Origin of the sequence: Sphingomonas sp. 22176 (assembly GCF_052045505.1) — a bacterium.
GTDB lineage: Bacteria > Pseudomonadota > Alphaproteobacteria > Sphingomonadales > Sphingomonadaceae > Sphingomonas.
In genome coordinates this window covers 741,910-760,837 of the sequence record NZ_JBQEPL010000002.1, presented here as the reverse complement: position 1 = coordinate 760,837, position 18,928 = coordinate 741,910, and the positions used below count along the sequence as shown (strand labels likewise).

Here is an 18,928-nt window from a genome sequence, read left to right as displayed (position 1 = left end):
CAATAAGCCCCTCGTCCCCGGAGGAGGGGCTTAAGTGAGGTCAGCGCAGCCCCAGCAGCGCATCCCGCTTGGCCTGCAGCTCGGCGAGCGGCACGTCCTCCGCCTCGCCCACCGAGCCCATCGCCCGCGCCAGCCGCTCGAGGCACACCGCGGGGGCATCCGGCATCCGGGATACGATCTCCACCATCTCCGGCATCCGCGCCCAGCAATCCAGCACCACGTCGCAGCCCGCCGCCAGCGCGCGCTCGGCTTTTTCGCCCGCGGTACCGGAGAGCGCCTTCATGTCGATGTCATCGGTGAACAGCAGCCCATCAAAGCCGATCTTCCCCCGGATGATCTCGCGGATCACCGTCGGCGAGAGCGTCGCGGGCAGCGCGGCGTCCCAGGCCTCAAACACGATATGCGCGGTCATTCCCATCGGCGCGTCGTGCAGCCGCTGGAACGGCAGCAGGTCCGCCTCCAATTCCTCGGCGCTCGCCTTCACCCGCGGCAGTTCGAGATGGCTGTCGACCATCGCCCGGCCATGCCCCGGCATATGCTTGACGATGCCCACCACGCCGCCTCGCGCCAGCCCGTCGAGTAGCGCGCGGCCGAGCGCCGCCACCCGCATCGGATCGCGCCCGAACGCGCGATCGCCGATCGCAGGCGTCCCGCCCTCCACCGCCACGTCGAGCAGCGGCGCGCAGTCGACCGTCACGCCCGCCTCGCGCAGGATCGCGGCAAGCGCCTGGCCGTTCGCCCGCGCCGCCTCGATCGCCGAGATCGGCGCGCGCTCATACAGCGCATCGAAGGCGGCACCGGTCGGGAAGGCCGGCCAGACCGGCGGCTGCATCCGCGCGACGCGGCCGCCCTCCTGGTCGATCAGGATCGGCAGGTCGCCCCGCCCACTCAGATCGCGCAGGTCGTCGGTGAGCGCCCGCATCTGCTCGGGGGTCTCGCAATTGCGCTTGAACAGGATGTAGCCGAGCGGCACCGCCTCGCGGAAAAAGGCGCGTTCGTCGTCGGTAAGCGTCGGGCCGGACAGGCCGAAGATCACGGGCTTCATGGGCGCAGGCCTAACCGATCCGCCCTCGCCCGCAACCCCCTTCAGCTCGCGACGAAGCAGTTCTCGCCGGCGACCTTCAGCTTGCCGCACATCTCGCGCGCCTGGCCATTGCTGCCGGCATTCACCCGCAGGCGGTACACCGTCTTGCCCTCGGGCGTGGCGAAGGGGACCACCAGCTTGCCGAGCGGCGCGAGATAGGCGAACCGCTTCGACATCCGCGTCCAGGCGATGTTGGCCGCGCCCTCGCTCGGGAAGGCGCCGAGCTGGACCAGCGCGCCTGCGCCCTCCCCGGCCGAACGGACCGTCGCCACCTTCGGCGTCGGCGTCGCCTTGACGATGGTCGGCGCGGGGAGCGCGATGGTCGCGCTGCTGCTCGCCTTGGGCCCATTGGTCGGCGCCTGGCGCGGCTTCTGCCCTTCGACGGGCGCCTCTGGCAGCGCACCGACATTGATGCCCGCCTCGCTCGGCCCGCCCTGGCTGGTGCGGAAGACGATGTCGCCCTCGCCGTCGACGCGCATCCCCCCCGGCTGGTCCGGCCGCACCTTGTAGGGCTCGGCCGGGGCCGCGATCAGCGCGCCATTGCCGTCGCGCGACGCACGATGCTTGAGCCAGTAATAGACGCCGCCCGCCGCCCCCAGCACGAGCAGGGCGAGGAAGACCGTGACGAACACGCGGCCCTGCCGCGGCTCCTCATAGGCCTCCTCCACCGTCTCCAGCCAGGGGAGCCGTTCGCTGTCGTCATACCGGCCGCGCATCGGCATCACATCTCCTCGACCGCCTCCACGCCCATCAGCGCGAGGCCGTTGCGGATGACCTGCTGGATCGAGCGGCCGAGGAACAGCCGCGCGCGGGTCAGCGCGGGCTGGTCGACCATCAGGAATCGGCGATCGGCAGAGTCGTTGCCCATATTGTAAAGCGCGTGGAATTCCGCCGCCAGATCATAGAGATAGAAGGCGATGCGGTGCGGTTCGCGGGCGCTCGCCGCGGCTTCCACCACGCGCGGGAACTGCGCGGCGAGCTTCGCCACCGCCAGTTCGCGGCCGTCGAGCAGCGACAGGTCCGCCGCCTCGTCCAGGCTCACGCCCGCCTCGGCCGCGCGGCGATGCACCGATGCCACGCGGGCATGGGCGTATTGCACGTAGAAAACAGGGTTTTCCTTGGACGTCTCGAGCACCTTGGCGAAGTCGAAGTCCATCTGGGCATCGGCCTTGCGGGTGAGCATGGTGAAGCGCACCACGTCCTTGCCCACTTCGCGGACCACGTCCGCGAGGGTCACGAAATTGCCCGCGCGCTTGGACATCTTCACCGGCTCGCCGGCGCGCAGCAGGCGGACCATCTGGACCAGCTTGACGTCGAAGCGGGTTTCGCCGCCGGTCAGCGCCTGCACCGCCGCGACGATCCGCTTCACCGTGCCGGCATGGTCGGCGCCCCAGATGTCGATCAGCTGGTCGGCCGTCTGTGCCTTCTGGAAGTGATAGGCGAGATCGGCGCCGAAATAGGTCCACTGGCCGTTCGACTTCTTGATCGGGCGATCCTGATCATCCCCGAACTGGGTCGAGCGGAACAGCGGCAGCTCCACCGGCTCCCAGTCCTCGGGCGTCTCGCCCTTGGGGGCCTCGAGCACGCCGTCATAGACGAGGCCGCGCTCGCGCAGCCATGCCTCGGCCTGTTCGGGCTTGCCGGCGGCCTGCAGCTCGGCCTCGGACGAGAACAGGTCGTGATGGATGCCGAGCAGCGCCAGATCGTCCTTGATCATGACGAGCATCGCCGCGACCGCGGTCTTGCGGAACAGCGCCAGCCATTCGCTCTCGGGCGCGTCGACATATTTGTCGCCATAGTCGGCGGCGAGCTGCGCGCCGACCGGCTTCAGATAGTCGCCCGGATAGAGGCCCTCGGGGATCTCGATCGTCGCGCCCAACGCCTCGCGGTAGCGCAGATGCGCCGAGCGGGCGAGCACGTCGACCTGGCCGCCCGCGTCGTTGACATAATATTCGCGGATGACCTTGTGGCCGACATATTCGAGCAGGCTCGCCAGCGCATCGCCCACCACCGCGCCGCGGCAATGACCCATGTGCATCGGACCCGTAGGGTTGGCCGAGACGTACTCGATGTTGACGGTCGTCCCCGCGCCCAGCGACGAGCGGCCATAGTCGGCGCCTGCGCGCAGGATCTCGGCGACTTCTCCGCGCCAGCTGTCCTCGTTCAGCGTCAGGTTGATGAAGCCGGGACCGGCGACCGACACGGCCGCGACCTCGTCCAGCTTCTCCAGCTCGGCGACCAGCTTTTCGGCGAGCGTGCGCGGATTGGTGCCGGCGGGCTTGGCGAGCACCATCGCGGCATTGGTGGCGAGATCGCCATGGCTCGGATCGCGCGGCGGCTCGACCGTGATCGCGCGTCGCTCCAGCCCCGCAGGCAGATCGCCGGCGAGGACGAGCGCATCCAGAGCCAGATTCAGATGCGCGGCGAAACGAGCATAAAGCGTCATTGAGCAATCCAATGGGGAATGGGAGCGGCGGCTGTAGCGCAGTGGCGCGGCGCCGTCATCCCTATTGGGACTCGCGATCCTCTCCTGCAAGGGAAGGTGGCAGGCCGAAGGCCTGACGAAGGGGTGTCACCCGTCGAGGCGGAGGCGTGCCGCACCAGGGTCGACACCTCTCCGTCGCGCTTCGCGCGCCACCTTCTGAAGCTCAGAGCACGTAAGACGGCGCATTATCCTCCCAAGGTGGATACCGAACGGGCTTGTCGCCATAATAACGACGCAGCGCCTGTTCGCGCCGCTCCATCATGTCCTCGCTCCGGCTCGGATCGTCCGGATAGACGTAGGCAACCTCGAACCGCCCGTCGCGGACGAAGTATTCGATTTCTGACCATCGCGCCGGCCCCTCTTGCGCGTGCCAAAGTTCGAGCAGGACGTCGCTCCAGCGATCCAGATCCGGGCGTCGATACATAACGTGATCGCCACCATCCTTGTAGATCGAGGGCGAAATCATCTCCGGATCGACTTCAGCCTGGAGCAAGCTGTTTTCAATCGGATAAAGGGGATCCGCCGCCAGCATCTGCCCGATCTGCGCCAGCAGACGCTCCGTCTCCTCAGTGGCCATGATGCCCTCTCCGCTCATTCGGCAGCTTCACACTGTTTTCACGTCCGTTGATGGTGAAAACGACGTCAATGGTTCTTGGCCGCTGTGACGTACCACCAAAATGGGGTACGATCTTCACCGTTACTGCGCTTCCCGCCTTCTTTGCCCTCGCCCACTGATCTTCAAGAGCTCTGTATTTACCGCGGTTGACGTTTGCATCCTGCGCGAAATGGTTGAACGCTTCGGTCGGACCGTTAAAGCGCGGCGCAATGTAATGCCCGCCATCGTCCTTCGGCAGGCGATCGGTGCCACCGGCACTGCGTTGAAGATTTCTCGATCGAGGCTGCGGTGGCGCAAGAACTAAGACACCAGAAACTCGCCGAGTTCGCTCGCGCTCGTCGATTTCATAGTCATAGCCGTTGCGAAACACGTGCCGCCAAGTTGGCTGATCGGATTGGCTGCCCAGGTCTGCACCGGAGTGATCTCTGTGGGTATCTGCGGAGCGCTTATCGACAGATGGAGCCTCCCAGCTCCCGCTAGCCCTCCACCGCCAAAGCTCCCACCTCCGCCTAAAGCACCGATTCTCGCGTCGTTCGGGATCGGCGGCCCTCGCCAACTGCCGCTAGACCCTCCACCACCTCCGCGCCCTCCACCACCAACGAATGTCCCTTCCCCAGACAAAGAAGGCGGATGAGGCGGAGGAGACGACAGTGGAGGAGAAGGAGGAGGGAAATAATTGAGGTAGTACCGGTATCGCTTCTCTATCGTTTCTCGCCAATCCGGATCCCCCGGATGTTTGGCCAATTCGCTTGCTCTCCAAGCGTCCGCCTCTTCAAGCGACCTGATGGGCTCGAGCTTCGGATCGTCTCCATACGGCGGAACACGCTTCCGCTTCCGCTGCCGGGTGACGCCGGAGCCTCCCTCCGAGGTACTGCCAGTTCCTGCGAAGGTGAATCGACCATCGGAAGGATCATGCCAAGGGTTGAACTTGACTTCGATGGCATCGTCTTCATCAAGGCGCACATGTCGCCCCGTCCGCAACCAAATTGCAAAAGCTCGCCGTTGCTCCGTTGCTGTCTGCATGCGCCCCCCCCCGCGTCTGCCGCCGGGAACATGTAGAACAAAACAGGAACTTTGTCAAGGTCGCGAAACGACCTCGTGGGATTACTCCTCCATTGCGGAGCAATCCGCCTCCCCCCTATCCCCGCACCAATCCCTCCATCCCCGCCGCCGTGGTCATCGCCGGGAACAGCGCCTTCGCTGTCCGCGCCGGGGCCAGCGCGAAGTGGCTCGAAACCGCGCTCGCGATCAGTACGTCGAGCGCCGTGGTGGGCTTCAGATCCCGCCCCTCGTACAGCGCCGCATTGCTAAGCCCCGGCCAGTCGGCCTGGACCCGGCCACCCTGCACCGCGCCGCCGAGCAGCATCGCGACCGACCCGGTGCCGTGATCGGTGCCGCCGGTGCCGTTGGCCTTCACCGTCCGGCCGAACTCGGTCGCCACCACCACCAGCGTATTGTCCCAATGCGGCCCCAGCCCGGCCTTGAGCGCGGCGACCATCGCGTCGAGGCCCTTGAGCTGGCCGCCCAGCCGCCCGCGCTGGCCCGAATGCGTGTCCCAGCCGCCGGTCTCGATCATCGCGATCCGCGCGCCGCCGGGGGCGGAGAGCAGCTTGGCTGCCAGCGTGCCGGTGTCCGCCGCCTTCTTGCCGCCGTCGCTGCCGAGGTCGCCGGTGAGCATCCGCGTCGCCATCGCCTCCTGCCAGAGCGGGTGGAGCTGCTTGTCGCCTTCGTACATCGCGGTCACCCGCGCAAGCAGGTCGTCCGAGGCCTCGGGCAGCGAGGAGGGCGCATAGCTGGCCACCTCCACGCTCCCGCGCAGCGCCATCGGCACCGCGGCGGCGAGCGCGATCGCCTTGTCGCCTTCGGGCAGCAGACGGAGCAGCCGGTTCATCCAGCCGTCCTTGAGCTGATAGGCCGAGACACCGCCGGTCTCGAGCACGTTCTGCCCGTCGAAATGCGAGCGATCGCGATATGGCGAGGCGACGGCGTGGACGAACAGCGCCTGTTTCGCCCGGTAGAGCCCAAGCGTGTTCGGCATCGCCGGGTGCAGCGCGAACATGCCGTCGAGCTTGGGCGCGCTGGCGAAATCACCGGCAAGGTCGCCGCGCGCGCTGGCATAGGCGGGGTCGCCCACCGGGGCGACGATGCCCAGCCCGTCGGCCGCGCCACGCTGGATGAGGAAGACGAAGCGGCGCTCGGTCGGCGCGGCGGCAAAGGCCATGCGCGCGCCCAGCGGCGAGACCATCAGCGCGGTCGCGCCGGCGGCGAGCAATTGACGACGGTGGAGCATCATGACGCTATCTCCGCAGGAACTCGGGTGCGACCAGCAGCAGTGCGACCCCCTGGCTGTTGCTTTCCGCCCGCGCGATCGATTGCGCGGTCGCGGGGCTCAGCGCCTCCGGGAACATCGCGGCGGCGCGGGCGCGTGGGTCGATCTGGTCGCGGGTGCGCTGCGCCATCCGCTCGGCGGCTTCCACCCGGCGGAGCACCGCATCGGGCCCGGCCCAGGCGCCGGCGACATCGTCCCACCCCGCCGGCGAGCCCGGCTTCCACACCGGCTGGCCGAGCTGGTACATCAGCCCCGGCACCGCATTGGGCTGGAGCTGCTGCGTGCCGACCGCGCGCATCGCCGAGATCGACCATTCCCAGGGCGACTTGAACTTCACCGTCCCCGGCGCCCAGCATTCGGGCGAGGCGATGAGGGTGCGGTAGAGGCTCGGCAGGTCGCCGCCGGTCTTGCGGAAATTCGCCTCCAGCCGCGCGACCAGCTTGGGCGGCGGATCATCGCCGGCGAAGTGGCGGGCGAGCTTGGTGGCGATATGCCGGGCGGTCGCGGGGTGCGTGGCGAGATGATCGAGCACCGCGGCTGCCTGCGCCTCCCCCACCTGCGGCCATTGCTGGCCGAGGATCGTGCGCGTGCCCGGCTCGTGCATCGCATCGGCGAAGACGAAGTCGCCCGGACGGCCGGTGGCGCCGGTGAACTTGGCGATCGGTCCGCGGCCGAAGCCGGCGACCGTCCAGCCGGTCATCGCGCGGGCGAACTCGGTGACGTCCGCCTGGCTGTAGCCGGTGCGCACGCCGAGCGTGTGCAGTTCCATGATCTCGCGGGCGAGATTCTCGTTGAGGCCCAGATTGCGCCGCGCGTTCGGCCGGTTGCCCGCGCGCACCGCCAGCGGGCTGTTCGGGCCCACCGACACCGCCTGGTCGAGGAACAGCAGCATCGCCGGGTGGCGCTCGACCGCGAACAGCATGTCGCGGAAGCTGCCCATCACATGCGGGCGGATCGCCTCGAACTCGAACGCGCCGGCGAGGTTGGTCACCTCCATCTTGTCGCCCGAGACGGCGAAGTGATTGGCCCAGAAATGCACCAGCCGCTCGGCGAAGGGCGCGGGCGACTGGATCGCCGCGAGCGCGCGGGCGGTGACGGCGCCGTTGTACAGGTCGCGGCTTTGCTGGCCGAACTGCTTGCGCAGCGCCTCGGCGGGGTCGTCGCCGGTCTGGACGATCGGCGGCTGCGGCACGAGCGGCGCCACCGCAGCGGCAGGCTTCGAGGGTATCGATGGCGCCGCCGCCGGCTGCGCGGTTTTCCGCAACTGCGAAATCTGCTCGCGATAAGCGGCGAATTGCGCGACCAGCGTGCCGCTCGCCGGCTGCCCCGCCATGGGCGGGGGTGCTGCCACATAACGATCCAGCTGCTGCGCCAGCCACGCGCGCGGCTCGGCGTCCAGGCTATCGTCCGGGCGCGCACCCAAACCGAAGCGATTCAACGCGATACTCATACCCGCCATCGGCTACACTCCGCTGACCGGTGCTCCGTCTACCGCGCGATTGTCGCAGGAGTTTGCCAGCGGCCAACGGTTCGTCGCATCGGCGCGCCGTTCGTCCCGTGCCCGAACAGTTGCGCGGACTGCAATCATGACCCCCGCGCTTTGCGGTTGTCGAATCTGCTGCAGCGCAACAAATTGTCTATCAAGAACATACGAAGGATGCCGATCTGGCTCTTTTGGCCTCACGAAGGAGAAAGATCGTGACCCGTTTCACCATCGCACTCGCAGCTACCCTGTTCGCCGCCGCTCCCGCTTTCGCCGCTGACAACGCTGACGCGCGCAGCTTCACCCGTGACGGCGTGACCTATACCTACACCTCGACCACCAAGGGCGATGTGCAGGTCCTGGAAGGCGTCGCCAAGCCGGGCAACCAGAACTTCCGCCTCGTCGTGCGCAACGGCTGGGTCGACGGCAACGCCGCGGGCACCCGCGTCTCGTTCCGCGTGCCCAAGGTGACCAAGGTGCAGGTCGCGTCGCGCTAAGCGACGCCGCACCGGCTCCCGGAAAAATAAGAACCCCGCGGCCGCCTGGGCGACCGCGGGGTTTTCCGTTCTGGGGGGACGGAACTGAGATTTATTCGCTGGCGCCGACGGTGCTGCTGCCGGTTTCGCGGCGCGCCTCTTCGGTCGGGGCCTTGCGCGTGGGCAGATACTGGTGCTTGCCGGCCTGGTGGTGCGCCTGGGTGGCGGCGGGCTTGTGGTCCTTCATCCGCCAGGTGACGATCTGGCTCTTGCCGGCGGGCATCCACACCCGCTCATGGGTTTCGTGGAGCGACTGGGCGGCCGCCGGCGCGGCGACCAGGGTCGCAGAAATCAGTGCGATGGTTGCGAGCTTCATGGTGGCGTTCCTTCATCGTGCGGTAGTTCTTGTATGAAGGAAATATACCTTCGCCGTTTCAACACGCTTGCGGCGCAGTAACAAAAGGTTGCTGCTGTAGCAGGATGGCGTGCAGCAACCTTTTCTTACAATCGGGCCAAGAAGCGGCAATGCTGCGGCGCGAAGATGCACTATCGGAGCGACAGACCCGTCCTTGAGAACGGGTCGCCGCGCCGGCGCAGGCTGGAACTTTCACTCGCACCCGAGAGGAAAGTTTCCATGAAGATCCGTCTTGCCGCCGCAGCCCTGCTCGGCCTGTCCGCGCCCGCTTTTGCGCAGGAAACCGCCCCGCCCCCACCCGTCACCGTCTCGGGCAGCGTCGCGCTCGTCTCCGACTATCGCTTCCGCGGCGTCTCGCAGACCGACAAGGAAATGGCGATCCAGGGCGGCCTTACCGTAACCCATGAAAGCGGCCTCTACGGATCGCTCTGGGGCTCGAACCTGTCGGGCTGGGGCACGTTCGGCGGCGCCAATATGGAACTGGACGTGGTCGGCGGGTACAAGCTGCCGATCGGCGGCGGTGCGGCGCTCGACGTTGGGCTCACTTGGTACATGTATCCGGGCGGCGCCTCCAAGACCGACTTCGCCGAGCCCTATGTGAAGCTGAGCGGCAGCATCGGCCCGGTCTCGGCGCTGGCCGGCGTCGCCTATGCCCCGCCGCAGCAGGCGCTCGGCAACTGGAGCGCCACGCCCGAGAGCCGCGCGGGCGACAAGGAGGACAATCTCTATATCTGGGGCGATGTGAGCGCAGGGGTTCCCAAGACGCCGATCACGCTCAAGGCGCATCTCGGCTATTCGGACGGCAACAAGGGCCTCGGCCCCAACGGCACCAGCGTCGCGCCGACCGGCAGCTATGCCGACTGGCTGGTCGGCGCGGATCTGGCGCTGGGCAAGGTGGTGCTGGGGGTCGCCTATGTCGATACCAGCATCACCAAGCGCGACAGCGCGTATCTGCTGCCCAATTTCTCGAGCACCAAGGACGGCTCGACCATCGCGGGGAGCCAGGTGGTGTTCTCGGTAAGCGCGGCGTTCTGAGAACTTCAGATCCTCCCCCGCCAGGGGGAGGTGGCGCCGAAGGCGACGGAGGGGGCGGAAGCACGCAGGGTCGAGAGGTTCTGGCATCCTCCCCCTCCGTCAGGCTACGCCTGCCACCTCCCCCTGGCGGGGGAGGAAATGCTTTGGGCGCCCGATCCTCCCCTGCAAGGGGAGGTGGCGCGCGGAGCGCGACGGAGGGGTGTCACCGCCGCAATGGTGCCTGCCACTTGAGCGGAGACACCCCTCCACCACCGCCTTCGGCGGCGGTCCCCCTCCCCCTGCGGGGGAGGATCTTTCCCTAGAACCCCTCGGGCAAGTCGATCGTGCCGCAGACTTCGCGGTAGCGCGCGATGGCGTAGCGGTCGGTCATGCCGGCGATGAAGTCGCCGATGTGGCGGCTGCGCCAGGGCTCCTCCACCGGCAGCGCGTCGCGCCATTCCGCCGGCATCAGCGCCGGGTCGGCGACATAGCCGGCGAACAGCCCGGACACGACCTGCCGCGCCGAGGCCGCCGCCGCCAGCTGGCTCGGATGATGGTACAGGTTCGCATACATGAACCGCTTCAGCCCGCGCTCGGCATCGCGCATCGCTGGCGAGAAGCCCGCCAGGCAACGCCCGGCACTGCGCACATCGTCCACCGTCTCCACGCCCGATTCCGCGATCCGCGCCTGCGTCTCGCCGATGAAGTCGTTGACCATCAGCCCGATCTGCGAGCGGATCAGCTCGCCGGTCAGCCGCTTCGCACTCACGCCCGGGAAGCGCGCCTGCACGTCCGCCCAGGCCTCGGCGATCATCGGCACGGCCATGATCTGGTCGAGCGTCAGCAGCCCGGCGCGCAGCCCGTCGTCGATGTCGTGATTGTCATAGGCGATGTCGTCGGCGATCGCTGCCACCTGCGCCTCGAGCGAGGGCCAGCTGTCGAGCTCGAGCGGAAACTCGGCATCGGCGGCGGCCAGCGCCCATTGCGGTTCGTGGATCGGGCCGTTGTGCTTGGCCAGGCCCTCCAGCGTGTCCCAGGTCAGGTTCAGCCCGTTCCAGGAGGGATAGGGGCTGTCGAGCAGGGTCAGCGTGCGGAGCGTATGGCCATTATGATCGAACCCGCCCTTGCCCGCCAGCGCCGCCTCCAGCGCATCCTCGCCGGCATGGCCGAAGGGCGGGTGGCCGATATCGTGCGCCAGGCACAGGGCCTCGGTGAGATCCTCGTTCAGCCCCAGCGCGCGGGCGATGGCGCGGCCGATCTGGGCGACTTCCAGGCTGTGGGTCAGCCGCACGCGGAAATGGTCGCCGTCGGGGGCGAGGAACACCTGCGTCTTGTGGCGCAGCCGGCGGAAGCTGATCGAATGGATGATCCGGTCGCGGTCGCGCTGGAAGGCGTCGCGCGGGCCGCGCGCGCCGCCGCCGGCTTCGGGGTGCAGGCGGCCGCGCGTCCGGTCGGGCGTACAGGCCCAGGAGGAAAGCTGTTTCACCCGCGCGCCCTAGCCCAGCCGGACGGCCTTGCGAAGGGTCAAGGCGCGATCTTGGTGACCTTCTGCCCGGCCTCGCTGGTGACGACGAACGCCGAGACGCCCTCCCCCGCCAGCTTGTTGACGAAGGCCTGCGCCTCGCCGCTGGTCTTGAACGGCCCGGTGACGATGCGGTTGGTCGCCTTGAACGGCATCCACCAGCCGCCGCGCGCCTTGAGCAGCTTGGGCGACTTGGCCGCGACGCCCTTCCAGGCGCGGTCGACGGTGGATTCGTTGGCGCCGCTCGCCACCTGCACCCAGACGCGCTCGGGATCGGCCTTTTTCGGATCCGGCTTCTTGGGCTCGGGCTTCTTGCCCTTGACCGGCTTGGTGTCCTCGTCGTCCGCGGGCTTGGCGCCCTTCCTGGTGCCGGGCTTGGTGGGCTTGGCGTCGGCCTCCTCTTCGCCACGCGCACCCTTCTTGGCGCCCGGCTTGACCGGCTTGGCGTCGGCCTCGTCCTCGACCTTGGCACCCTTCCGAGCGCCGGGCTTGACGGGCTTGGCCTCTTCCTCGTCCGCGACGACCGGGCGCTTGGGCTCGGGCTTGGGCCGGACGGTAACGGTCGGCTTGGCGGCGACGACCGGCTTCGGCGCGACGGTGGTCGGGCGGGTCGCGGGCGCACGCTCGCTGGCGGGCACGTCGATATGCGCGATGATCGAGGCGAGCGGCGAATTCGCGGGCGCGACGTAGCGGACCTCGGGCTGCGGCGCCGGGGTCGGCTGAACGATCGGCCGGGGCGCCGGGCTCGGCTGTGGCACCGGCGTGGGTTGCCAGGTCGGTTGGGGCGTGGGCGTCGGTTGCGGCGCCGCCGGCTGGGGCGCGGGCTGGCTCGGCACGGCACGGGCGACGGGCGCCACGTCGGCCTTGGCGACCTGCACCGGGGTGGCCTTCGCCGTCGAAGCACCGCGATGCCCGCGCGTATCGGTGCGGACCGGCGCGGTTGCAGGCGCCACGGGCGCGGTCTGCGCGATCTGCACGGGCGCGGGGCCGGTATAGGCCGGCAGCGACGGCGCCATCCGCGCATCCGCCAGCCTTGCCGGTGTCGGGGTCAGCTCGCCGAAATGCACCGCGAAGGCACGGTCGGCGGGGCCGAGCGTCGCGATGCGGCGGAAGAAGGGCAGCAGGTTCTTGCCCGCCGCGCCCGGCAGCACGGTGCCCGCAATCTTCTCGGCACCCGCGACGTCGCCGTTCATCGCGAGGATGAAGGCGCGATCGCGCCACGCCGCGCGGTCCTGGGCGCGGAGCAGCGCATCGAGCTCGCGCTCGGCCCCGGCTCGGTCGCCGCTGATGCCGAGCGACAGCGCATAGCGCCGCACAACATCGTTCTCGCGCCTCGTCGCCAGCGCCAGCTTGTAGTCGCGCTGGGCGAGCAGCGGCTGGCCGAGCAGATCATAGGCAAAGCCGCGATCGGCGGCGAACTCGCGCGGATCGACGCCGCGCTGCTCCGCCTGCTGGAACAGCTTCAGCGCCTCGCCCGGGCGGCCCTGCCGCACCAGCACCGCGGCGCGGTTGCTGGCGATGCGCGGGTTGGCCGCCTCGATGTCTTCCGCTCGCTGGAGCAGTGCCAGCGCGCCCGACAGATCGCCCAGCCGCGTGCTCAGCCGCGCCGCCGCGACCAGCGCCTCGATGTCGCGCGGATTCTCGGCGAGCACGCGCATCTGCGTGGCGAGCGCATCCGCATCCGGATTGTGCACCTGCACCACTTCGCTTTGCGCGAACGCCGGATGTGCGCCGAGGAGCAGCGCCGACGCGAACGCGCCGATGCCGAGATGTTTCTTGCTGATCATGGTTGGCTAACCGCTAGTGCCGCGGCGCTGAACCGCCGCTGACGAGGGAATGGGTGGCCCGGCGAACCGTGCCACCCATGCGCCTTACTGGTTGTTCTGGCTGCGCAGGAACCGCGGGATGTCGAGCGGATCCTTGTCCTCTTCCTCGGCGGCCTTGGTGCCGCGCGAGGCCGAGGCCATGCGCTCGAACAGCGTGCCGCCGGTCTTGGGACGCGGCCGGGTATCGGCATCGTCGTCACCGCCGGTCAGCCAGCGACGGCGGCCGGCCGGTGCCTCGGGGGCCGGTGCAGGCGCAGCGGCCGGAGCCGGTGCGGGTGCCGGAACCATCGCTTCGGCGCCGAGCAGCAGCTCGTCCGAGGCCGGGGCCGGTGGGGTCGGCTCGGGAGCCGGCGCAGGCGCGGCAGCGACCGGCTCGGGGGCCGGCGCAACGGGGGCCGGTGCGGGCGCTTCCTCGGCGAACGGCGCCGGGGCGGGCTCGGGCGCGGCGGGGGCCGGCGCAGGTGCCGCTACCGGCTCCGGCGCAGCGGCCGCGGTGGTGCGGCGCGGGGTGGAGAAGGAGAAGACGCGCGGCTGCTCGGCCGGGGCGGCCGGGCGGTTCTCGACATTCGCGTCGATGCCGGTGGCGACCACCGACACGCGGATGCGGCCTTCGAGCTCGGAATTGAACGCCGAACCCCAGATGATGTTGGCATCCGGGTCGACCAGCTCGCGGATATGGTTTGCGGCCTCGTCGACCTCGAGCAGGCGCATGTCCTCGCCGCCGGTGATCGAGACGATCACGCCCTTGGCGCCGTTCATCGAAACGCCGTCGAGCAGCGGGTTGGCGATCGCCTTCTGGGCAGCGATCAGCGCGCGGTCGTCGCCGTCCGCCTCGCCGGTGCCCATCATTGCCTTGCCCATCTCCTGCATCACCGAACGGACGTCGGCGAAGTCGAGGTTGATCAGGCCGGGCATCACCATCAGGTCGGTAATGCCGCGCACGCCCTGCTGCAGCACCTCGTCGGCCATCTCGAACGCTTCCTTGAAGGTCGTGTTCGCATTGGCGATCAGGAAGAGATTCTGGTTCGGGATGACGATCAGCGTATCGACGTACTTCTGAAGCTCTTCGATGCCCGCCTCGGCCGACTGCGCGCGGCGCTTGCCTTCAAAGGCGAACGGCTTCGTCACGACACCGACGGTCAGGATGCCCATCTCGCGCGCCGCCTTGGCGATCACCGGGGCTGCACCCGTGCCGGTGCCGCCGCCCATGCCGGCGGCGATGAAGCACATATGCGCGCCTTCGAGCGACTGCTGGACCTGCTCGATCGTCTCTTCCGCCGCCGCACGGCCGATCTCGGGCCGCGAGCCCGCGCCGAGCCCTTGCGTGATCTTCGCGCCGAGCTGGATACGCTGCGGGGCGACCGACTGCTTCAGCGCCTGCGCATCGGTATTGGCGACCAGGAACTCGACGCCCTGCACCTCGGCGCGGATCATGTTGGCGATGGCATTGCCGCCAGCGCCGCCAACCCCGATCACCGCGATCTTCGGCGTCAGTTCGTCCACGTCGGGCGGAAGGAAATCGATACTCATTCTATGGTCTCCCGTGGCAGCGCACGCGCACGCTGCACAGCCTGATATTCTCTGATGCACGAAGCGAAGCGACGACTCCAGCCATCCCTAGCACCCCGATACCCGCTTTTCTTCAATAATTCGCCCGGAACGCCGCGATCAACCGCTGGAAAAGCGCGCCCGGGCTCGCCCGCGTCACCAGCTGGTGCCGGCTGGGCTCCAGGGTGCGCAGGTCGATCGGATCGGCCGCGGCGAACTGGGTGAGCCCGGCCAGCGTCGAGAAGGCCGGGCCGGCATGCGCATTGGGCATGGCGAGCAGCCCGCGCGGCCGTCCGACACGCACCGCATTGCCCAGCGCCTGCTGGGCATAGTCGGCGATACCGGCAAGTTCGGCGCCGCCGCCGGTCAGCACGATCTGGCGGCCAACCGGCTCCTGGAAGTTGAGCTTCTTCAGCTCCTTCTGGATCTCCGCGACGATCCGCTCCAGCCGCTGGCGGATGACGGTATTGAGCGCCGCCTTGGTGATGCGCGGCCCCTCGGTCCCCTCGTCCGCCGTGGCTGGGGCGACGTCGATCGTTTCGCGGTTGTCGCGCGGGGAGAGATTGGCCGATCCGTGGAAGCATTTGGTCCGCTCCGCCCAGGCACGGGCGGTGCCGAAGGCGGCGGCGATATCATCGGTGATGTCGGCCGAGCCCATCGGGATCGAGGCCAGCCCCGCCAGCACGCCTTGCGCGAACACCGACACGTTGGTCACGCCCGCACCGATCTCGACGAGGGCGACGCCCAGCTCACGCTCTTCCTCGGTCAGGCAGGCCAGACCCGTGGCCACCGGCGCGGCGATGATCGAGCGGACTTCGAGATGCGCCGAACGAACGCAAAGATCGAGATTGCGCACCGGCGAGCCGTCGGTGGTGACGACATGCACGTCGACGCCCAGACGATCGGCATGCAGCCCCAGCGGCCGCTTGACGCCGCCCAGCCCGTCCACCGTGTAGCGCGTCGGCTGCGCGTGGAGCACCATCCGCCCCTGCGGATCGATCGCCCCGCGCCCGGCCTTGAGCAGATCGTCGATATCCGCCTGCTCGACGCGGTGGCCGCCCAGATCCGCCTCGACCTTGACGACGCTGGAGACCAGCCCGCCCGCCGAGAAGCTGACCCAGACATCCTCGATGTTGAAGCCGGCAATGCGCTCGGCCTGCTCCACCGCCTCGCGGATCGCGATTTCGGTAGCGTGCATGTCGGCGACATAGCCGCGCTTCACGCCCCGGCTCTCGCGCTGGCCGGTGCCGAGCACGATCAGATTGCCCTCGTCGGTCCGCTGCGCGATCAGCGCCGAGACCTTCGACGAGCCCACGTCGAGCGCGGTGATCAACCCTTCGGGTGCTACCTTCGCCATCAGCCTTCCCCCTGCCCGGTGCCGGTGCCCGCCGGCGGCGTCGTTGTATTCGTTGGAGCGACCGGTGCAGCCGTCGGCGCGGTGGAGACCGGCGGCGGCGGCTCGATCACGCCCTGCCGACGCACAACCAACTTGTTTGCGTCGCGCATGTCAAATCCAACATAGCCGCGGCCCAGCAGCCGCTGCGTGCCGTCGATCGCGACGAACTTCTTGAGCGCGGCGATCGCCTCGTCGTCGCCCTCAGGCAGCTGCAGTTTCTCGCCCGAGGTGAAGAACACGTCCCAGCGCCGGTTGCCGACCCAGCTGGTCGCTTTGATCAGCGGCTTGAGCGCCGGCTGCGTCTCCAGCAGATGCTTGCGCGCGGCTTCCTGGGTGTTGGCGCCGTCGCCGATCAGCAGCGGCAGGTCGGGCATCGCTTCGGGCGAGACTGGCTCCAGCGGCACGCCCGAGGGATCGATCAGCATCAGCTGGCCGTGGTTCTGCCAGACGGCAGCGGGGGTCCGCTCCTCGATCGCGATGTGCAGCGTCGACGGCAGGCGGCGCGAGACGCGCGCATCCTTCACCCAGGGGAATTTGAGCAACCGCTGGCGCACATCCTCCAGATTGACCAGTGGCATCGCGCGCGAGTCCTGGTCGAGCACCTGCTCATAGACGGTCGCGCGATCCATCCGCTTCAGGCCGTCGATCTGAATCTCGTCGACCTTGAGGCCGGCATCGCCCACCGCCTGCGCGAAACCGACGCCGATCATCTGCGGCACGCCCGCGAGGATGCCGACGGTCAGCACCACTGCGGCGACCGCGCCGACGATGCTCCACGTGGTGACCTTGTGCAGCGTCTCCGGGCTCATCGGGATGCCCGCGATCGCCTGATCGAGCATGCCCGCCCGCTGCGGCCGGCGCGCGGTGCCGCGCGGCTTCGGCTTCTCGCCGCGCCTTGTGGTCGCGCGCTGCTGTTGGGCGGGCCTGCGGCTCACAATGCCTCCTCGACGATCCGTTGCACGAGACTAGCATAGTCGATGCCCAGATGGCGCGCCTGTTCGGGCACCAGGCTGAGCGGGGTCATGCCCGGCTGGGTGTTGACCTCGAGCAGGAAGAGCCCGTCGACGCCTTGGCTGTCGTCCCAACGGAAATCGGCGCGCGACGCGCCCTTGCAGCCGAGCAGCCGGTGCGCATCGAGCGCGATCCGCTTGCATGCCTCGGCGACATCGTCGGGGATCTGCGCCGGGAAGACGTGTTCGGTCAGCCCGTCGGTGTATTTGGCGTCGTAATCGTAGAAGCCGTTCTTGGGCTTGAGCTCGGTCACGCCCAGCGCCTGGTCGCCCAGCACCGCCGTGGTCAGCTCGCGCCCGCGGATGAACGGCTCGGCGAGCAGTTCGTCGAACTCCTGCCAGGGGCCGCGCGCATCGGGGTGGATCGGATTGCCGACATTGCTCTCGGTGGTGACGATCGCCACGCCCACCGACGAGCCTTCGTTGACCGGCTTCAGCACGTAAGGCCGCGGCAGCGGGTCCTGCCGGTACAGCTCCTCGCGCGACACCATCCGGCCGCCGGGCATCGGGATGCCGTGCGGCACCAGCGCCTGCTTGGTCAGCTGCTTGTCGATCGCGATCACCGAGGTGACCATACCGGAGTGGGTATAGCGGATGCCCATCAGATCCAGCATGCCCTGCACGCTGCCATCCTCGCCCGGGGTGCCGTGGAGGGCGTTGAACACTACGTCCGGCTTCGCTTCGGCGAGCTTGGTGGCGACGTTCCGGTCCATGTCGATCCGGGTGACGCGGTGGCCCAGGCCCTCCAGCGCATCGGCGACGCCGTTACCCGACATCAGCGACACTTCGCGCTCAGCCGACCAGCCGCCCATCAACACGGCGATGTGGAGATTCTTCGTCATTTACCCGCAATACCCACGCGCTGAATTTCCCATTCCAGTTCCACGCCCGACTGCGCCTTCACGCGTGCACGGACGTCCTCGCCCAGCGCCTCGATATCGGCGCTGGTCGCTTCCCCCAGGTTGAGGAGGAAGTTGCAATGCTTCTCGCTGACCTGCGCGTCGCCGCGGCGCAGCCCCCGGCAGCCGGCAGCATCGACCAGCGCCCAAGCCTTGTGCCCCTCGGGATTCTTGAAGGTCGAACCGCCGGTCTTCGAACGCAGCGGTTGCGATTCCTCGCGCGCGGCGGCGATGCGGTCCATCTCGGCCTGGATGTCGTCGGAGGGCTTGGGGAAGCCGCGGAAGGTGGCGCTGACCACGATCGCGCCCTCGGGCAGGCTGCTGTGGCGATAGGTGTAGCCGAGATCGGCATTGCTTAGCACGCGACGCTCGCCCGAGCGGAGCACGACCTCGCATTCCACAAGGATGTCGCAGGTCTCGCGGCCATAGGCGCCGCCGTTCATCCGCACGAAGCCGCCGACCGTGCCGGGGATCGAGCGCAGAAACTCGATGCCGCCAATCCCCCAATCGCGCGCCTTGGACGAGACGAGGATGCCCGATGCCCCGCCGCCGCAGCGCAGGGTGGTGTCATCCAGCTGCTCGACTGCGGCGAAGACCTTGCCGAGGCGGATCACCACGCCGGGCACACCACCGTCGCGAACGATCATGTTCGAGCCAAGGCCGAGGCCCATGACCGGCGTTGGGGGATCGAGCGCGACAAGGAAGGACGCGAGGTCATCGGCATCGGCGGGCTCGAACAGCCACTCCGCCGCACCGCCGCTCTTGAACCACACGAGCGGTGCAAGCGGGGCGTTCGGCGTGAGTTTGCCGCGGACCTCGGGTATG

The 18,928-nt window shown here is 68.6% G+C and carries 17 protein-coding genes; 2 read left to right on the top strand and 15 right to left on the bottom strand.

Annotated features, from left to right (window positions below):
- Nucleotides 1–40 precede the first annotated feature (40 nt).
- The 7 genes from nagZ to ACTJKY_RS11325 form a co-directional block, all read right to left on the bottom strand.
- The gene (gene nagZ, locus ACTJKY_RS11355) at nt 41–1,045 is read right to left on the bottom strand and encodes a beta-N-acetylhexosaminidase (protein ID WP_440846124.1); all 1,005 of its coding nucleotides are present in this window, start codon (nt 1,043–1,045) and stop codon (nt 41–43) included.
- Nucleotides 1,046–1,086: 41 nt separating this feature from the next.
- Entirely contained in the window at nt 1,087–1,800 is a 714-nt protein-coding gene (locus tag ACTJKY_RS11350; RefSeq protein ID WP_440846335.1) for an SPOR domain-containing protein, read from the bottom strand.
- A 5-nt stretch (nt 1,801–1,805) separates the two neighbouring features.
- Entirely contained in the window at nt 1,806–3,530 is a 1,725-nt protein-coding gene (gene argS, locus ACTJKY_RS11345) for an arginine--tRNA ligase (RefSeq protein WP_440846123.1), read from the bottom strand.
- A gap of 202 nt (nt 3,531–3,732) precedes the next feature.
- On the bottom strand, nt 3,733–4,146 hold the full coding sequence (locus tag ACTJKY_RS11340) for a hypothetical protein (RefSeq protein WP_440846122.1): 414 nt from the start codon (nt 4,144–4,146) through the stop codon (nt 3,733–3,735).
- A complete protein-coding gene (locus tag ACTJKY_RS11335) occupies nt 4,136–4,555 on the bottom strand; it encodes a DNA/RNA non-specific endonuclease (protein ID WP_440846121.1) in 420 nt (139 codons plus the stop codon). Before ACTJKY_RS11335 ends, ACTJKY_RS11340 begins: the two co-directional genes overlap by 11 nt.
- A gap of 768 nt (nt 4,556–5,323) precedes the next feature.
- Nucleotides 5,324–6,478 (bottom strand): DUF1501 domain-containing protein, encoded by a 1,155-nt coding sequence (locus ACTJKY_RS11330; protein ID WP_440846120.1) that lies wholly within the window; start codon nt 6,476–6,478, stop codon nt 5,324–5,326.
- A 4-nt stretch (nt 6,479–6,482) separates the two neighbouring features.
- The gene (locus ACTJKY_RS11325) at nt 6,483–7,973 is read right to left on the bottom strand and encodes a DUF1800 domain-containing protein (protein WP_440846119.1); all 1,491 of its coding nucleotides are present in this window, start codon (nt 7,971–7,973) and stop codon (nt 6,483–6,485) included.
- A gap of 239 nt (nt 7,974–8,212) precedes the next feature.
- On the opposite strand from ACTJKY_RS11325, the gene ACTJKY_RS11320 reads away from it, so the two are divergent.
- Complete coding sequence (locus tag ACTJKY_RS11320; protein WP_093297561.1) at nt 8,213–8,494, top strand: hypothetical protein; 282 nt, start codon at nt 8,213–8,215, stop codon at nt 8,492–8,494.
- A gap of 91 nt (nt 8,495–8,585) precedes the next feature.
- Here the strand turns inward: ACTJKY_RS11320 and ACTJKY_RS11315 are convergent, their stop codons facing one another.
- Complete coding sequence (locus tag ACTJKY_RS11315) at nt 8,586–8,849, bottom strand: hypothetical protein (RefSeq protein ID WP_141986784.1); 264 nt, start codon at nt 8,847–8,849, stop codon at nt 8,586–8,588.
- Nucleotides 8,850–9,107: 258 nt separating this feature from the next.
- Between ACTJKY_RS11315 and ACTJKY_RS11310 the strand changes: the two genes are divergently transcribed.
- The gene (locus ACTJKY_RS11310) at nt 9,108–9,923 is read left to right on the top strand and encodes a TorF family putative porin (RefSeq protein WP_440846118.1); all 816 of its coding nucleotides are present in this window, start codon (nt 9,108–9,110) and stop codon (nt 9,921–9,923) included.
- A 298-nt stretch (nt 9,924–10,221) separates the two neighbouring features.
- Here the strand turns inward: ACTJKY_RS11310 and ACTJKY_RS11305 are convergent, their stop codons facing one another.
- The 7 genes from ACTJKY_RS11305 to murB all read right to left on the bottom strand — a co-directional run bounded on the left by ACTJKY_RS11305 (nt 10,222) and on the right by murB (nt 18,927).
- Entirely contained in the window at nt 10,222–11,388 is a 1,167-nt protein-coding gene (locus ACTJKY_RS11305) for a deoxyguanosinetriphosphate triphosphohydrolase (protein ID WP_440846117.1), read from the bottom strand.
- A 38-nt stretch (nt 11,389–11,426) separates the two neighbouring features.
- Complete coding sequence (locus tag ACTJKY_RS11300; protein ID WP_440846116.1) at nt 11,427–13,211, bottom strand: SPOR domain-containing protein; 1,785 nt, start codon at nt 13,209–13,211, stop codon at nt 11,427–11,429.
- Nucleotides 13,212–13,295: 84 nt separating this feature from the next.
- Entirely contained in the window at nt 13,296–14,780 is a 1,485-nt protein-coding gene (ftsZ, locus tag ACTJKY_RS11295) for a cell division protein FtsZ (RefSeq protein WP_440846115.1), read from the bottom strand.
- Between the two features lie 112 nt (nt 14,781–14,892).
- On the bottom strand, nt 14,893–16,155 hold the full coding sequence (ftsA, locus tag ACTJKY_RS11290) for a cell division protein FtsA (protein ID WP_354310594.1): 1,263 nt from the start codon (nt 16,153–16,155) through the stop codon (nt 14,893–14,895).
- Nucleotides 16,155–17,129: a cell division protein FtsQ/DivIB gene (locus tag ACTJKY_RS11285; RefSeq protein WP_440846114.1), complete on the bottom strand. Its 975-nt coding sequence runs from the start codon at nt 17,127–17,129 to the stop codon at nt 16,155–16,157. The genes ftsA and ACTJKY_RS11285 overlap by 1 nt, the downstream gene beginning before the upstream one ends.
- Entirely contained in the window at nt 17,126–18,046 is a 921-nt protein-coding gene (locus ACTJKY_RS11280) for a D-alanine--D-alanine ligase (RefSeq protein WP_440846113.1), read from the bottom strand. Before ACTJKY_RS11280 ends, ACTJKY_RS11285 begins: the two co-directional genes overlap by 4 nt.
- Nucleotides 18,043–18,927 (bottom strand): UDP-N-acetylmuramate dehydrogenase, encoded by an 885-nt coding sequence (murB, locus tag ACTJKY_RS11275; protein ID WP_440846333.1) that lies wholly within the window; start codon nt 18,925–18,927, stop codon nt 18,043–18,045. Before murB ends, ACTJKY_RS11280 begins: the two co-directional genes overlap by 4 nt.
- Between the last annotated feature and the right edge of the window lies 1 nt (nt 18,928).

Bases quoted from the DNA above. Each gene is read 5' to 3' on its own strand.
- ACTJKY_RS11340 (WP_440846122.1), bottom strand. From the start codon at position 4,146: ATGGCCACTGAGGAGACGGAGCGTCTGCTGGCGCAGATCGGGCAGATG.
- ACTJKY_RS11280 (WP_440846113.1), bottom strand. From the start codon at position 18,046: ATGACGAAGAATCTCCACATCGCCGTGTTGATGGGCGGCTGGTCGGCT.
- argS (WP_440846123.1), bottom strand. From the start codon at position 3,530: ATGACGCTTTATGCTCGTTTCGCCGCGCATCTGAATCTGGCTCTGGAT.
- ACTJKY_RS11330 (WP_440846120.1), bottom strand. From the start codon at position 6,478: ATGATGCTCCACCGTCGTCAATTGCTCGCCGCCGGCGCGACCGCGCTG.
- ACTJKY_RS11315 (WP_141986784.1), bottom strand. From the start codon at position 8,849: ATGAAGCTCGCAACCATCGCACTGATTTCTGCGACCCTGGTCGCCGCG.
- nagZ (WP_440846124.1), bottom strand. From the start codon at position 1,045: ATGAAGCCCGTGATCTTCGGCCTGTCCGGCCCGACGCTTACCGACGAC.
- ftsA (WP_354310594.1), bottom strand. From the start codon at position 16,155: ATGGCGAAGGTAGCACCCGAAGGGTTGATCACCGCGCTCGACGTGGGC.
- ACTJKY_RS11300 (WP_440846116.1), bottom strand. From the start codon at position 13,211: ATGATCAGCAAGAAACATCTCGGCATCGGCGCGTTCGCGTCGGCGCTG.
- ACTJKY_RS11350 (WP_440846335.1), bottom strand. From the start codon at position 1,800: ATGCGCGGCCGGTATGACGACAGCGAACGGCTCCCCTGGCTGGAGACG.
- ftsZ (WP_440846115.1), bottom strand. From the start codon at position 14,780: ATGAGTATCGATTTCCTTCCGCCCGACGTGGACGAACTGACGCCGAAG.
- ACTJKY_RS11325 (WP_440846119.1), bottom strand. From the start codon at position 7,973: ATGGCGGGTATGAGTATCGCGTTGAATCGCTTCGGTTTGGGTGCGCGC.
- ACTJKY_RS11310 (WP_440846118.1), top strand. From the start codon at position 9,108: ATGAAGATCCGTCTTGCCGCCGCAGCCCTGCTCGGCCTGTCCGCGCCC.